This window comes from Humitalea rosea, from assembly GCF_003253705.1.
Lineage (GTDB): Bacteria > Pseudomonadota > Alphaproteobacteria > Acetobacterales > Acetobacteraceae > Humitalea > Humitalea rosea.
Map to the genome: position 1 here is coordinate 85,809 of NZ_QKYU01000010.1, position 13,437 is coordinate 99,245.

Annotated in this window: 15 protein-coding genes; 12 read left to right on the top strand and 3 right to left on the bottom strand. The window is 68.2% G+C overall.

Annotated elements, in window-relative coordinates:
- Positions 1–57: 57 nt before the first annotated feature.
- Entirely contained in the window at positions 58–1,581 is a 1,524-nt protein-coding gene (locus tag C8P66_RS10245; protein WP_111398160.1) for an MmgE/PrpD family protein, read from the bottom strand.
- A gap of 112 nt (positions 1,582–1,693) precedes the next feature.
- Between C8P66_RS10245 and C8P66_RS10250 the strand changes: the two genes are divergently transcribed.
- The 7 genes from C8P66_RS10250 (at position 1,694) to C8P66_RS23535 (ending at position 7,220) form a co-directional block, all read left to right on the top strand.
- Positions 1,694–2,620, top strand: coding sequence for a LysR family transcriptional regulator (locus C8P66_RS10250; protein ID WP_111398161.1), 927 nt, complete (start codon positions 1,694–1,696; stop codon positions 2,618–2,620).
- A gap of 37 nt (positions 2,621–2,657) precedes the next feature.
- Positions 2,658–4,064, top strand: a complete 1,407-nt coding sequence (locus C8P66_RS10255) for a dihydroorotase (RefSeq protein WP_111398162.1) — start codon at positions 2,658–2,660, stop codon at positions 4,062–4,064.
- Positions 4,064–4,264 (top strand): hypothetical protein, encoded by a 201-nt coding sequence (locus C8P66_RS10260; protein WP_111398163.1) that lies wholly within the window; start codon positions 4,064–4,066, stop codon positions 4,262–4,264. Before C8P66_RS10255 ends, C8P66_RS10260 begins: the two co-directional genes overlap by 1 nt.
- A 10-nt stretch (positions 4,265–4,274) precedes the next feature.
- Positions 4,275–5,225, top strand: a complete 951-nt coding sequence (locus C8P66_RS10265) for an N-carbamoyl-D-amino-acid hydrolase (RefSeq protein WP_111398164.1) — start codon at positions 4,275–4,277, stop codon at positions 5,223–5,225.
- Positions 5,226–5,236: 11 nt separating this feature from the next.
- Entirely contained in the window at positions 5,237–6,202 is a 966-nt protein-coding gene (locus C8P66_RS10270; protein WP_111398241.1) for an N-carbamoyl-D-amino-acid hydrolase, read from the top strand.
- Between the two features lie 189 nt (positions 6,203–6,391).
- Complete coding sequence (locus tag C8P66_RS23530; protein WP_146422802.1) at positions 6,392–6,820, top strand: hypothetical protein; 429 nt, start codon at positions 6,392–6,394, stop codon at positions 6,818–6,820.
- A gap of 4 nt (positions 6,821–6,824) precedes the next feature.
- Complete coding sequence (locus C8P66_RS23535) at positions 6,825–7,220, top strand: hypothetical protein (protein WP_158537195.1); 396 nt, start codon at positions 6,825–6,827, stop codon at positions 7,218–7,220.
- Between the two features lie 90 nt (positions 7,221–7,310).
- On the opposite strand, the gene C8P66_RS10275 is transcribed toward C8P66_RS23535, so the two are convergent.
- Positions 7,311–7,952, bottom strand: coding sequence for an aspartate/glutamate racemase family protein (locus C8P66_RS10275; protein ID WP_111398165.1), 642 nt, complete (start codon positions 7,950–7,952; stop codon positions 7,311–7,313).
- A gap of 118 nt (positions 7,953–8,070) precedes the next feature.
- On the opposite strand from C8P66_RS10275, the gene C8P66_RS10280 reads away from it, so the two are divergent.
- From C8P66_RS10280 to C8P66_RS10295, 4 genes are read left to right on the top strand one after another with little or no spacing between them, the layout of a single operon-like run.
- On the top strand, positions 8,071–8,526 hold the full coding sequence (locus tag C8P66_RS10280) for a DUF983 domain-containing protein (protein WP_111398166.1): 456 nt from the start codon (positions 8,071–8,073) through the stop codon (positions 8,524–8,526).
- A gap of 7 nt (positions 8,527–8,533) precedes the next feature.
- Positions 8,534–9,004 carry a UPF0262 family protein gene (locus C8P66_RS10285; RefSeq protein ID WP_111398167.1) on the top strand — a complete coding sequence of 157 codons (471 nt, stop codon included), beginning with the start codon at positions 8,534–8,536 and terminating at the stop codon, positions 9,002–9,004.
- 28 nt (positions 9,005–9,032) lie between these two features.
- The gene (gene mtnA / locus C8P66_RS10290; RefSeq protein ID WP_111398168.1) at positions 9,033–10,121 is read left to right on the top strand and encodes an S-methyl-5-thioribose-1-phosphate isomerase; all 1,089 of its coding nucleotides are present in this window, start codon (positions 9,033–9,035) and stop codon (positions 10,119–10,121) included.
- Positions 10,122–10,148: 27 nt separating this feature from the next.
- Positions 10,149–11,108 (top strand): hydroxymethylglutaryl-CoA lyase, encoded by a 960-nt coding sequence (locus C8P66_RS10295; RefSeq protein WP_111398169.1) that lies wholly within the window; start codon positions 10,149–10,151, stop codon positions 11,106–11,108.
- Here C8P66_RS10295 and C8P66_RS10300 read toward each other — a convergent pair whose 3' ends face one another.
- Positions 11,109–12,308 (bottom strand): Bcr/CflA family efflux MFS transporter, encoded by a 1,200-nt coding sequence (locus C8P66_RS10300; RefSeq protein ID WP_158537196.1) that lies wholly within the window; start codon positions 12,306–12,308, stop codon positions 11,109–11,111.
- Between the two features lie 232 nt (positions 12,309–12,540).
- Here C8P66_RS10300 and C8P66_RS10305 point away from each other — a divergent pair, with 232 nt between their 5' ends.
- Positions 12,541–13,416, top strand: coding sequence for a transporter substrate-binding domain-containing protein (locus C8P66_RS10305; protein WP_111398171.1), 876 nt, complete (start codon positions 12,541–12,543; stop codon positions 13,414–13,416).
- Positions 13,417–13,437 lie beyond the last annotated feature (21 nt).

Genomic DNA, 13,437 nt, shown 5'->3' on the forward strand with positions numbered 1-13,437 from the left:
GTGATGTCGCCCATGCGGGCAGGCACGCCACGGCGCGCCTGCCCTGGTCGCCCCGGCTCAGAAGATGCCGGGCTTGCCCTCCAGCAGCGTGCCCTTGGGCAGGCTCACATTCAGCAGGGAGAGGTCGCCGGCCGCGAGGCGCGGCAGGTCCTGCACCACATCGAGGAAGCGGTTCGCCTCCCGCGCGCTGATGATGCCGTCGGTCAGGGTCTGGAACTTGCGGATGTAGTCCTGGCGGCCGAAGGGCCGCGCGCCGTTCGGATGGGCATTGGCGACACCCAGCTCATCGACCAGCGAGGTGCCGTCCTTGAACTGGATCTCGACGCGGCCGCCGAAGGCGAGTTCGTTGGGGTCCGTCGCATGGTAGCGGCGGGTCCATTCGGGGTCCTCCTGCGTCTCCACCTTGTGCCAGAGCCGCACGGTATCGGCACGGCCGGCACGCTTGGGAGAGTAGCTCTCGACGTGGTGCCAGCTCCCGTCCTGCAGAGCGACGGCAAAAATGTACATGATCGAATGGTCCAGCGTTTCGCGGCTGGCCTTCGGGTCCATCTTCTGCGGGTCGTTGGCGCCGGTGCCGATCACATAATGCGTGTGATGGCTGGTGTGGATGATGATCTTCTCGATCTTTTCCAGGTCGGCGATCTGCTCGCGCATGCGGAAGGCGAGGTCGATCAGCGCCTGGCTCTGGTACTCGGCCGAATGCTCCTTGGTGTAGCTGTCCATGATGGCGCGCTTGGGCTCGCCCTTCTCGGGCAGCGGCACCTGGTAGTAGGTCGGGCCGAACACGTCGTCGCGATTGCTGCGCCCGGCGAGCACCCAGGCGATGACGCTGTCCTCGCCCTCGTAGATCGGCGAGGGCGCGCCCTCTCCACGCATCGCGCGATCCACCGCCTCGATCGCGAGCTTGCCGGCATGCGCCGGGGCGAAGGCCTTCCAGGACGAGATCTCGCCCTTGCGCGACTGGCGGAAGGTGATGGTGGTGTGCAGCGCCTGCTGCACGGCCTGGAAGATCACCTCCTGCTTCAGCCCGAGCAGCGCGCCGATGCCGGCGGCGGCGGAGGGCCCGAGGTGGGCGATGTGATCTACCTTGTATTCATGCAGGGAGATCGCGCGGACCAGGTCCATCTGGATCTCGTAGCCGGTGGCGATGCCGCGGACGAGGTCCTTGCCCGACTTCTCCATCGCCTGCGCGACCGCGAGCACGGGGGGGATGTTGTCGCCCGGATGCGAATATTCCGCCGCGAGGAAGGTGTCGTGCATGTCGAGTTCACGCACCGCGGTGCCATTGGCCCAGGCCGCCCATTCCGGGCTGACCGTCTTGGTCGCGGGCATGCCGAACACCGCCGCACCACCCTTGCTCGGATGGCCGAGCGCCATGGCGCGGGCGGAGACCACCGGCGAGCGGTTGATCGCGGCGATGGCGACCGAGGCATTGTCGATGACCCGGTTGATGATCATCGCGGTCACGTCCTTCGGGACGGCAACCTTGTCGGTGGCGACACCGGCGATCTTCCAGGCAAGCTGGTCCTCGCGCTTGAGCAGTGCCTTGGAGGGATGGACCTTCACGCCGTGCAGCTTCATCGGGCGTCCTTTCTTGCTTGTCGTCAGGCTTGACCGGGGCCTTGTGCGCCGCGGCTTGCCTATCGTCCATTCCGATTGACGTGGCAGAGCGATAGCGTTTCCGTATCGCCCTATGGATTTTCGCCTGGTTCGCCGTCTCGGTCATTTCCTCGCTGTCGCGGAGGAGGGTCATTTCGGCCGTGCCGCCGCGCGCCTCGGCATCTCGCAGCCGCCGCTGACCGCGCAGATCCAGGCGCTGGAGCGCGAACTCGGCGTACGCCTGCTGGAACGCAGCGGCCGCGGCACGCGCCCGACGCGGGAGGGCGAGGCGCTGCTGCCGCTGGCCCGGCGCCTCGCGGAGAATGCCGCGGCCCTGGAGGATCTGGCGCGTGAACTGCGCGCGGGGCGGCATGCGCCGGTCTCGCTCGCCTGCGTCACCTCGGCCTTGTTCGATTATCTGCCGCCGCTGGTCCGCGCGCTGCAGGGCGCGCGCCCCGATGCCGCCATCGCCGTCCGCGAACTCGACACCGCCGATGCGGTCGAGGCGCTGCGGCGCGGCGAGGTGGATCTCGCGCTGCTGCGGCTGGACCGCGAGCGCCATCCGATCCGCCTGCGTCCGCTCGGCACCGATGTGCTGGTGGTCGCGCTGCCGCTTGGGCACGCCTTGCTGGACGCCCCCGATCCGCTGCCGCTCGCGCTGCTCGCCGATGCGCCGATGCTGGTGCTGCCGCGGGCGATCAGCCCGGCCTATTCCGATGCGATGGTCGCGGCCTGCCGCGATGCGGGCTTCGCACCGCGTGCGGCGCGCGAGGTGGGCTCGGCCATGGCGCAGCTCGGCTTCGTCGCGGCGGGGCTCGGGGTCGCGCTGGTTTCGGCCGGCATGGCGCGGCTGCGGCCGCCGGGGGTCGCCTTCCGTGCCCTGGCCGGGCCGATCCACGCCGTCGGTGTTGCCCTGGCGTGGAACGGGGAGCGCGAAAGTGAGGCAGTTCAGCTCGCCCTCGCCCATGCCGACCGCTTATTCCCGATGCCGGCGGTTGGCGAGCCCGGCGCCTCGCCGTAGTTTGCCGCGGTCCCGCCCTCTTGGAGCCTGAGCCCGCATGAGCAGCCCCTATGATCTCGTCCTGCGTGGCACGCTGGTGCTTTCCGACGGGATGATCCCGGATGGCTATGTCGCGGTGCGGGGCGCGACCATCGCCGCGATCGGCCAGGGCAGCCCGCCGCCGGCGCTCAGGACCGTGGACTACGGCGCCGCGCTGATCCTGCCCGGGCTGGTCGATGGCCATATGCATACCGGCAGCGCGATCGGCTGGCCGGGGATCGAGGGCGCGACGATGACCGCCGCGGCCGGCGGCGTGACCACCGTCTGCGACATGCCCTATGACGTGCCGCGCGCGACCACCGATGCCGGCATCTTCCGCGAGAAGGTGGCGCAGGTCGAAGCCCTCGCGCATGTGGATGTCGCGCTCTATGCGACGATCACCAAGACCGACGGCATCCATGCAATCCCCGAATTGGCGGAAGCCGGGGCCTCGGCCTTCAAGCTCTCCACCTATGAATATGATGCGGTGCGCTTTCCGCGCATCGACCACCCGACCATGGCCGCGGCCTTCCGCGAGATCGCCAAGACCGGGCTGATGGTCTCCATCCACAATGAGGATGAGGAGCTGGTCACCCGCCTGACCAATGAGGCACGCGCCGCGGGCCGCACCGATCCCATCATGCATTGCCGCACGCGTCCGCCCTTGGCGGAAACGATGGCCGATCTGGAGATTTTCGAGATCGGGCTGGATGCGGGCGCGCATGTCCATATGGCCCATTCCTCCCTGTCCCGCGGCTTCGAACTCGCCACGATGTTCCGTGGCATGGGCGGCAAGGCGAGCGGGGAGGCCTGCGTGCAGTACCTCTGCATGACCGAGGAAGACATCATCCGCCTGCGCGGTTTCGGTAAATGCAACCCGCCGTTCCGCACCACGGAGGAGGTGGAGCGGATGTGGAAGGCGCTGCTCGCGGGCAGCATCGGCTATATCTCGACCGATCACGCCCCCTGGGGCCGCAGCCGCAAGGTCTATGAGGGCGACATCTTCACCGTCGGCGCCGGGCTGACGGGCTTGCAGTCCTTCGCGCCGAACATGTTCACCATGCTCGCCGATCGCGGCCTCTCGCCCAGCTATATGGTGCGCTACTGCGCCGAGCGCCCGGCGCGCTTCCACGGGCTGTTCCCGAAGAAGGGCGCCCTGGCGCCGGGCTCGGACGCCGATTTCTGCATCCTGGAGGAAGGCCGCTTCCTGTTCGACGAAGCGACGATCCAGGATCGCGAGGACTGCCGCTGGTCGCCCTGGCATGGCGTGCCGATGCGCGCCCGCGTCGCCGCCACCTGGCTGCGCGGCACCGAAATCTGGGACGGCACGGCGGTGAAGGTGCTGCCGGGCAACGGCACCTTCGTGCCCCGCCAGCACCGGATGAGCGCGCTCGATGCGGGGGCGCCTGGCGGGGCGGCGCATTGATGCGCGTCGCGGTTCCCTGCCTGCTCGCCATTGCCGCCTTCGCGGCCTGGGTCTGGGTGACCGGCCCCGGGACGTCGGTCCTGATCGCCTTGGTGGGCCTGGCCATCGCGACCGCGGTGCTGCTCGGCGTGGCGCGCATCATGAACGGCCCGCGCGGCGTCGCCGAGGTTGGCGATGAGCCCCGGCCACCTGTCGAATGAGGGTCCATCCATGACACGTATCCTGACCGTCGCCGGCGCCCAGCTCGGCCCGATCCAGCACGCCGACACGCGCGCGGCGACGATGGCGCGGCTGATCGCGCTGCTGGAGCAATCGGCCGCACGCGGCGCGCGCTTCGTCGTCTTTCCGGAACTCGCCTTCACCACCTTCTTCCCGCGCTGGCTGATCGAGGACACCGCGGAACTCGACACCTATTATGAGCAGGGCATGCCGAATGCGGCGGTGCAGCCGCTGTTCGACCGCGCCAAGGCCCTCGGCGTCGGCTTCTCCATCGGCTTCGCGGAGCTGACGCCGGAGGGCAGGCGCTTCAACACCGCCGTTCTGGTAGGCGCCGATGGGGCGATCCTGCTGAAATACCGCAAGGTGCATCTGCCGGGCTCGGTGGAGCCGCGACCGCAGAACCGCTTCCAGCAGTTGGAAAAACGCTACTTCGAATATGGCGACCTCGGCTTCCCGGTGGCGCGCGGGTCGGCCGAATGGGGCGCGCCGGTGATGGGATCGCTGATCTGCAACGATCGCCGCTGGCCGGAAGCCTGGCGCTGCCTCGGGCTGCAAGGGGTGGAGCTGGTCGCGATCGGCTACAATTCCGCCGCCTATGACCCGAACGGCGGCGATGCCGAGGATGGCGCGCGGCGGGTGTTCCACTCCACGCTCGCGGTGCAGGCCAATGCCTATATGAACGCGACCTGGGCGGTCAGCGTCGCCAAGGCCGGCGTCGAGGATGGCGCGGGGCTGATCGGCGGCAGCGTGATCGTCAGCCCGGACGGGTTGATCGCGGCCCAGGCCACGACCGAGGGCGATGAGGTCATCGTCGCGGACTGCGACTTCGACGCCTGCCAGCAGGGGCGTGGCCCCGGCAAGATTTTCGATTTCGCTGCCCATCGGCGGCCGGAGCAGTACCGCCGCATTGTGGAACAGACCGGCGCCCTGCCGCCCGCGTGAAGGATCACAGCATGTCCCGTAAACTCGTCCTCGCCGCTGCCCAGCTCGGCCCGATCCAGCGCGCCGAGGGGCGCGAGGTCGCCGTCGCGCGCATGGTCGCCCTGATGGAAACCGCGCATCGCCGTGGCGCCGATGTGGTGGTCTTCCCCGAACTCGCGCTGACCACCTTCTTCCCGCGCTGGTACGAGGAGGATTTGACCAATGCCGATCATTGGTACGAGACCGCCCTGCCCTCCAACGCCACCGCGCCGCTGTTCGAGGCCGCGCGCAAATTCAACATCGGCTTCCACCTCGGCTATGCCGAGCGGACGCCGGATGGGCGGCGCTTCAACACCGCCGTCTATGTCCACCCCTCGGGCGAGGTGGTGCTGAAGTACCGCAAGATCCATCTGCCCGGGCACAGCGAATACGATCCGACCCGTACCGTGCAGCATCTGGAGAAGCGCTACTTCGAGGTCGGCGACCTCGGCTTCCCTGTTGTCCGCGCGCCGATCGGCAACGCGGGGCCGGTCAACATCGGCATGATGATCTGCAACGACCGCCGCTGGCCCGAGGCCTGGCGCTCGCTCGGGATGCAGCAGGTCGAGCTGGTGATGCTCGGCTACAACACGCCGAGCCTGAACATGGAGAACCGGGGGTTCGAGGCGCATCATCTGCGCGTCTTCCACAACCACCTCTCGATCCAGGCGGGCTGCTACCAGAACGCCTGCTTCGGCGTGGGCGTGGCCAAGGCCGGCACCGAGGACGGGCACGAGCTGTTCGGCCATTCGATCATCGTGAACCCCTCGGGCGAGATCATGGCCCAGGCGACGAGCTGGGATGACGAGCTGATCGTGGCCGAGGCGGATCTGGACATGTGCAAGCTCGGCCGCACCACGATCTTCGACTTTGCCAGGCATCGCCGGCCCGAGGCCTATGGCCGCATCCTGGCCAGTGCCGGTAGCGAGGCGCCGGAGGAATGGGCGCCAAAATCATAGTCGCTCTGTTCGTTCCATACAGGGCATCGCGTTAAGCGAGCCCCCCGCAGGGGGCCGTCATTCCCTCTTCCGAGACGTGTCGGGGATGTTGACGGCCGTCCCTGGCACATCCGGCGTCTGCTACATGTTGCGAGGGAGGATTGGTTAGCGCAGGCTGACGGCACCGGAACATAGAGCAATGCCATGTGGATGCGACGCCTCTTCATTGCCGCTGCGATGCTCGCTTTTCCCTGGCGCTCTTCACGTGGACAGGCGCCTGCCGGCAGCCTTCGCCCTCCGTTCAATCAGATGAGATCTCGTGACGTCATCGACTACCTGCCGGCCGTAGAACAAGTGCTCCGGATATCGGTCCGCAACAACGAGGCGGAGGCCAGGCGCCTCCTTGGTACAGTTCTAGAGGGGTTTTCGACGCTCGAGATTCCGGATGTTTCCCTGGAAACATTTGTTAAAGATTATCCTGAACGCGCAACAAATCTGATCGCCGCGCAACGTAATGCCACCACGCTACTCCTGGAAGTTCTGGTGGAAGGTCGTACGCCCGATGGGCAAGTCGCTATTTCGGAAGGCATAATTGATAGAGTTATCAGAAAAATATGCCCCCTCTACCCGTTCTGCTAGACAGATGGATATTCCGATGAATTCTGAATCTATAGAGGCTACAAAATTAGGTTTTTCATTTGCGAAAGATTTCAGCGTTCAACTCATCACGATATCTACAGCAATAGTTGTTTTATCTGTAACAATTGCAAAAGATGTTGTTAAGAAACACAGCAAAAGTGACTTTATAATTTTTCTATTTATTATTATCGGATCATTTTTATCGATACTGTCAGGAATAATTTGCCTAATGACGCTGACCGGAAATCTTATTCCAGCGGAAGGTCCATCCAATTTCGTTATCACCAGCGGAACCAGATTTTGGGCAGGCACACAGGTATTTTTATTCCTATTTGTTGTTTTTTTCTTTGGCTTGTATGGCGTGAAGGGCGCGTTTCGATTCTTGCGCAATGCGCCGTAACGCCTTTAGTCGAGCGTTCAAGACGTGACTTAGACGGGGGTCTGGGGCCTCAGGCCCCAGCGGGGTCCAGGGGCTGGCCCCTGGATCTTTTCAGCTGACCGCCAGCACCGCCGCCGCAGCCGAGGCGGCAATGGGCTCGATGACCGGCAGGCCGATGGTGCCCTCCAGGTAACGGCGATGCGCCGCGAGCCCGGCGCAGCCGAGCACCAGCGCCTCCGCCCCCATCCCCGCGAGCTGGCGCCCAACCTCGGCCAGCCTGGCCCGCGGCGCCTCCGCATCCAGCAGGGTCGCCATCGGCAGGTCCAGCGCGACCTGCCCCGCGAGCCGGCCCTCCACCCCCATCGCCTGGAGCACGCGGCGCTGGCGCTGCTTGCTGGCCTCGACGAAGGCGATCAGGCCGAAGCGGTCGGCGCGGGCCAGCGCCGCCGCGACGCCGCAGCGCAGCGCGCCCAGCACCGGCGCCCGGGTCTGGCTGCGGAGCAGGTCGATGCCGGGGTCCGACACGCAGGCGATGACGTAGGCGGCGGCGGGCTCCCGCGCGACCAGCGCCGCGAGCAGCGTGGTCGCCGCATGCCAGTCGGCCCAGGTCGCGATGGCGGGGGGGCCGTCGGGCAGCCTCACGGTGTCGAAATGGGCCAGGCCCGGCCGCGCGAAGGGCGCGACGGCGGCCGCGATTCCCGCAGTGCAGGGGGCATCCGAATTGGGGTTGATCACAAGGATACGGGCGCTCATGCCTCAGATGCTCGGCTGCCAAGCCCGGTTTCGCAAGCGCCCGCGCTTGAATCCGGCCGCCCGGAAGCCGATGATGCAGTGCACAACGGGGCATGAACCCCGAAGAGGAAGAACCACCATGCGCTGGGAGCCCGACCGGACCCCACCTGCCTTGCCCTACGCCCCGCCGCCGTTCCTGACGGCGATCCGCCGTGGCGCCATGAACCGCTGCCCGATCTGTGGGCAGGGGAAGGTGTTCGACGGCTATCTGAAGGTCGTCGCCGAATGCTCGGTCTGCCATGCGCCGCTCGGGCGGCTGCGGGCGGATGACGCACCGCCCTATTTCACCATCCTGCTGGTCGGGCATTTACTCGTGCCGGGCATCTTCCTGGTCGAGCGCGCCTATATGCCGCCGATGTGGCTGCACATGGCCATCTGGCTGCCGCTGTTCACGCTCGCGAGCATGGCGGTGCTGCGGCCGGTCAAGGGCGCGGTCGTCGGCTGGATGCTGTCGCTCGGCTTTACCGGCGACGAGCATGGACCCGATCCGATCCCCGCGCCCCTGGCCGCGGCCGTCGTCAGGCCGGATCACTGACGAGACCATGCCTGCGCAACGGCTGATCCGGATCGAACTCGACGAATGCGGCGATCTGCCCTCGGCCTATGCCGAGGCGGATCGGGCGCAGGCGGTCACGGATCTGCTCGCGGGCAATCATTTCGACCCGCCGGGGCTGAAGGCCGGGCCCTATGCGCTGCATCTGGCGCTGCGCGACGGGCGGCTGGTCTTCGACATCCGGGCCGCGGACGACACCCCGCTGCATGCGCTGGTCCTGGCCCTCGGCCCGTTCCGGCGGTTGATCAAGGACTACGCCATGGTGGTGGAAAGCCATGAGCAGGCGGTCCAGGACGGCGCCCAGGAGGCCCGTATCCAGGCCATCGACATGGGGCGGCGCGGGTTGCACAACGAGGGCGCCGAGCTTTTATGCGAGCGGCTCGAAGGCCGCATCGGCCTCGATTTCGAAACGGCGCGGCGGCTCTTCACCCTGGTCTGCGCCCTGCACCAGCGTATTTGAAGCCGGCGTATTTGAAGAGGGTCCCGGCATGAAGATCGACGGCGTCCCGCATCGTTCCATCCAGGCCGAGGACGGGGCGATCCTCATCCTGGACCAGACCCTGCTGCCCTGGCGGGTGGAGTGGCTGCGGATCGCGAATGCCGGGGCCGCCGCGCAGGCAATCCGTTCCATGCAGGTGCGCGGCGCGCCGCTGATCGGCGCGGTCGCGGCCTATGGGCTGGCGCTGGCGCTGCGGGACGATCCGGCGGCGCTGGAGCCCGTCGCCGCGATGCTGGGTGAAACCCGGCCGACCGCGATCAACCTGCGCTGGGCGCTGGGGCGGATGCTGACGGTGCTGCGCCCGCTGCCCGAGGCGACCCGCGCCGCCCGCGCCTGGGCCGAGGCCGGCGCCATTGCCGAGGATGACGTCGCGACCTGCCGCGCGATCGGCGCGCATGGCCTGCCGCTGATCGAGGCCATCGCGGCGGGAAAGCCGGGCAGGCCCGTCAATATCCTGACCCATTGCAACACCGGCTGGATCGCCACCGTCGATTTCGGCACCGCCCTGTCGGTGGTCTACCAGGCGCATGACGCCGGCATCCCCGTGCATGTCTGGGTGGACGAGACCCGCCCGCGCAACCAGGGCGCGCTGCTGACCGCCTGGGAGCTGGGCGCGCATGGCGTTCCGCATACCGTCATCGCCGACAATGCCGGCGGCCATCTGATGCAGCATGGCGAGGTCGATATCGTGCTGGTCGGCACCGATCGCGTGACCCGCCGCGGCGATGTCGCGAACAAGATCGGCACCTATCTCAAGGCGCTGGCCGCGCATGACAACAACGTGCCGTTCTGGGTCGCGCTGCCGCACTCGACCCTGGATTGGGCCGTGGCCGATGGCGTCAGCGAAATCCCGATCGAGGATCGCGGCGAGGCCGAGGTCACCCACACCACGGGCCTGCTGCCCGATGGCACCCCAGGCTCGATCCGCACCGCCGCCCCGGGCAGCCCCGCGCGCAATCCGGGCTTCGACGTGACGCCGGCGCGGCTGGTGACGGGGATCATCACCGAACGGGGGCGCTGTGCCGCGTCGGAGGTGGGGCTGCTCGGCCTCTATCCGGAGCGCGCGCTGGCGGCCTGACGAGTTCATCAAGGGAGAAAATACACAATGAGCGACCTGCCAAGCCATGTGACCATCGCCGAGGAAGGCCCGCGCGAGGGCTTCCAGATCGAGCCTGGCCCGATCGCCACCAGCGACAAGATCGCGCTTATCGACGCGCTCTCCGGCACCGGGCTGCACCACATCCAGGTCGCGAGCTTCGTGAACCCGAAGCTGGTGCCGGGCTGGGCGGATGCCGAGGCGACGGTCGCGGGCTTCACCCCGCAGCCCGGCGTCGCCTATTCGGCGCTGTGGTTCAATGCGAACGGGCTGGAGCGCGCTTTGGCCTTCCGCGACCGGCTGACCCTGTTCGGCTCGATCTCCTTCGCCGCCTCGGAGGCCTTCTCCAAGAAGAACCTCAACCGCGACCGCGAGGGCCAGAAGGTTGCCATGGCGAAGATGACCGCGGCGCATAAGGCGGCCGGCGTGCCGGTGACGCGGATCGGCATCCAGGCGGCCTTCGGCTGCAACTACCAGGGCGACATCTCGCCGGCCCAGGTGATCACGGCGGTGTCCGATGCGATGGCGGTCGCCAAGGACGCCGGCGAGACCATCAAGGACCTGACCTTGGCCGACACCATGGGCTGGGCGACGCCGATCCGCATCGAACGCACCGTCGGCGAGGTCCGCGCGCTGTGGCCCGATCTGGCGCTGACCCTGCATCTGCACGACACCCGGGGCCTCGGCATCGCCAATGCCCATGCCGGGATGCGCATGGGTGTCGCGCGCTTCGATGCCACGGTCGGTGGGCTCGGCGGCTGCCCCTTCGCGGGCCAGCCGGGCGCGCCGGGCAATATCGCCAGCGAAGAACTGGCGCTGCTGTGCCAGGAGATGGGGATCGAGACCGGCATCGACCTCGATGCGCTGATCGAGGCCGGGCGCCTCGCCGAGCGCATCATCGGGCGCCGGCTGCCCTCGGCGGTGCTGCGCGGCGGCGCGCTGTCGGCGTTCCGGGCGAAGGCCGCCTGATCAGACGGCGGGGCTGCGGCGCAGGATCAGCGCCCGCAGCCCCAACGCCGTGAGCGAGGCCGCCGCCATCATCGCCCCCAGGCCGGGCAGCCCCACGATACCGATCAGCGCCGTGGACATGCCCCCCGCCACCGCCCCGCCCAGCATCTGGATCGAGCCGCCGAGTGCGGCGGCGACGCCGGCCATGGCGCCGAAGGGCTGCAAGGCCGCCGCGGTCGCATTGGACGACACCAGGCCGAGCGAACAGCAGTTCGCGACCAGCAGCGGCATCAGCAATGCCAGCGGCGGCTGCCCAAACAGCGTCAGCACCAGCACCCCGCAGCAGGCCGTGGCCGACAGGAACAGCCCCGCCCGCAGCGCCACCGCCCCCGGCACGCCGCGCTTGGCCAGCATCCGGTTGGTCGCCGAACCGGCCATGATGCCAAGGGCGGTGATCGCGAACAGCGCCCCATAGACCGTGCCCGAGACGCCATAGATCCCCATCAGCACCAGCGGTGAGGCCGCGACCCAGGCGAAGAGCCCACCGAAGCAGAAGGCGTTGATCAGCGCGAACAACGGGCTGGTGCGGTGCCGCAGCCAGAGGAGGTGGTTCGCCTTCAGCCGCGCGGGTTCCAGCGCCGTCGGGTCGCGACGCGTGTGGCTTTCCCGGAAGCCGAGCCCAACGCCCAGGCAGAGCCCGCCACCGGCCAGGGCCAGCACGCCGAACACCGCGCGCCAGCCGAACCCCGCCAGCACCTGCGCCCCGATCGCCGGCGCGACCACCGGGGCGATCGACAGCACCATGGCGACGCTGGAGAGGCGCATGCGGGCCTCCGCCCCCTCGAACAGGTCGCGCACGCTGGCGAAGACCATCACGACCGCCGCCCCGGCCCCCGCCCCCTGCACCGCGCGCAGCGCCAGCAACCCCGGCAGCGAGGCGGCGAAAGCACAGCCGAGCCCCGCCAGGGCAAACAGCGCGGTGCCGGCGAGCAACATCGGGCGGCGGCCGAACCGGTCGCTGATCGGCCCCGCGACCAGCTGCGCGCAGGCAAAGCCGACCATGAAGAGCGAGAGCGTCAGCCCGATGCGGGGTTCCGCGACGCCGAGCGCCACGGCGATCGCACCATGCGCCGGCAACCCCATGTCGATCGCCAAAGGCGGCAGCGCCGCCAGGGCGCCGAGCAGCAAGGTCAGGTAGGGCGCGTGTCGGACAGGGGTCATGCCAGCACAGTGGCATCGGTCGCGGATGGGACGAAGGGGGCGTGTTGCATCGCAGCACTGCGGCGCGGAATGCCCCCGGATGCGGCAGCGTGCCGCGCCCGGCGCCAGCGGCATGTCCCGGCCGGCCAATTCGCGTGCCGAGCACCCTATGAATTGCAGGCGCGCCTGCGGCAGGTTGTCGTGAAGGCCCGTCAAGGGACATCTGCAACAAAACAAGAAAGGACCAAGCTTCATGTCCAGCCCGATCCTGGCGCGCTTCGCCGCACCGCTCGCCCTGGCGGCGGCCGTGCTGCTGGCCCCTGCCCTGGCACGCCCCGCCGCGGCCCAGGCCGCCGCCCAGCCGCCACTGCGCTGCGCCGTGGATGGCACCTTCGCCCCCCATGCCTTTCCGCGTCTGGAAGGCGGCGTGCAGGGCTTCAACGTCGATCTGTTCCGCGCCATCGCCCGCCAGATGGGCCGCGAGATCGTCATCGACAGCGCCACCTTCTCCGGGTTGGTCCCGGCGATGAACGCGGGGCGCTACGACTTTCTCTGCGCGCCGACGACGGTGACGGCCGAGCGCGCGCCGAACATGCTCTTCACCGAAGGCTACCTGTACACCGAATACCAGTTCGGCATCCGCCGCGGCACGCCGCCGATCACCTCGCTGGAGGATCTGCGCGGCAAGTCGCTCAGCGTGAACAAGGGCAGCAATTACGATTCCTGGGCCAAGGACAATGCCGAACGCTACGGCTTCACCGTCCAGGCCTATGACACCCAGCCCGATGCGGTGCAGGCGGTGATCTCGGGCCGCGCCTATGCCAACCTCGCCGGCAATACGGTGGTGCGCTACGCCGCCTCCCGCCAGCGGCAGTTCATCGCCGATTACGTGCTGACCGAGACGCGCGCGCATTGGTCCGCCCCCTTCCCGCTGGGCGCCGAGGCGCTGCGCGCGCAGGTCGAGAACGCGCTCGAATGCCTGAAGAAGGACGGCACGGTCGCCCGGCTCTCGGCGCAGTGGTTCGGTGACACGCCTGGCCCGGATTCGGCCGAGAACACCGTCTTCCCGGGCACCGGCGTCCCCGGCATGCCGCATTACGACCCGACGCCGCGCGAGCCGCGTTGCTGATCACAGGATAGGGGGCGTCAC

Bases quoted from the DNA above. Each gene is read 5' to 3' on its own strand.
- C8P66_RS10245 (WP_111398160.1), bottom strand. From the start codon at position 1,581: ATGAAGCTGCACGGCGTGAAGGTCCATCCCTCCAAGGCACTGCTCAAG.
- C8P66_RS10250 (WP_111398161.1), top strand. From the start codon at position 1,694: ATGGATTTTCGCCTGGTTCGCCGTCTCGGTCATTTCCTCGCTGTCGCG.
- C8P66_RS10255 (WP_111398162.1), top strand. From the start codon at position 2,658: ATGAGCAGCCCCTATGATCTCGTCCTGCGTGGCACGCTGGTGCTTTCC.
- C8P66_RS10260 (WP_111398163.1), top strand. From the start codon at position 4,064: ATGCGCGTCGCGGTTCCCTGCCTGCTCGCCATTGCCGCCTTCGCGGCC.
- C8P66_RS10265 (WP_111398164.1), top strand. From the start codon at position 4,275: ATGACACGTATCCTGACCGTCGCCGGCGCCCAGCTCGGCCCGATCCAG.
- C8P66_RS10270 (WP_111398241.1), top strand. From the start codon at position 5,237: ATGTCCCGTAAACTCGTCCTCGCCGCTGCCCAGCTCGGCCCGATCCAG.
- C8P66_RS23530 (WP_146422802.1), top strand. From the start codon at position 6,392: ATGCGACGCCTCTTCATTGCCGCTGCGATGCTCGCTTTTCCCTGGCGC.
- C8P66_RS23535 (WP_158537195.1), top strand. From the start codon at position 6,825: ATGGATATTCCGATGAATTCTGAATCTATAGAGGCTACAAAATTAGGT.
- C8P66_RS10275 (WP_111398165.1), bottom strand. From the start codon at position 7,952: ATGAGCGCCCGTATCCTTGTGATCAACCCCAATTCGGATGCCCCCTGC.
- C8P66_RS10280 (WP_111398166.1), top strand. From the start codon at position 8,071: ATGCGCTGGGAGCCCGACCGGACCCCACCTGCCTTGCCCTACGCCCCG.
- C8P66_RS10285 (WP_111398167.1), top strand. From the start codon at position 8,534: ATGCCTGCGCAACGGCTGATCCGGATCGAACTCGACGAATGCGGCGAT.
- mtnA (WP_111398168.1), top strand. From the start codon at position 9,033: ATGAAGATCGACGGCGTCCCGCATCGTTCCATCCAGGCCGAGGACGGG.
- C8P66_RS10295 (WP_111398169.1), top strand. From the start codon at position 10,149: ATGAGCGACCTGCCAAGCCATGTGACCATCGCCGAGGAAGGCCCGCGC.
- C8P66_RS10300 (WP_158537196.1), bottom strand. From the start codon at position 12,308: ATGACCCCTGTCCGACACGCGCCCTACCTGACCTTGCTGCTCGGCGCC.
- C8P66_RS10305 (WP_111398171.1), top strand. From the start codon at position 12,541: ATGTCCAGCCCGATCCTGGCGCGCTTCGCCGCACCGCTCGCCCTGGCG.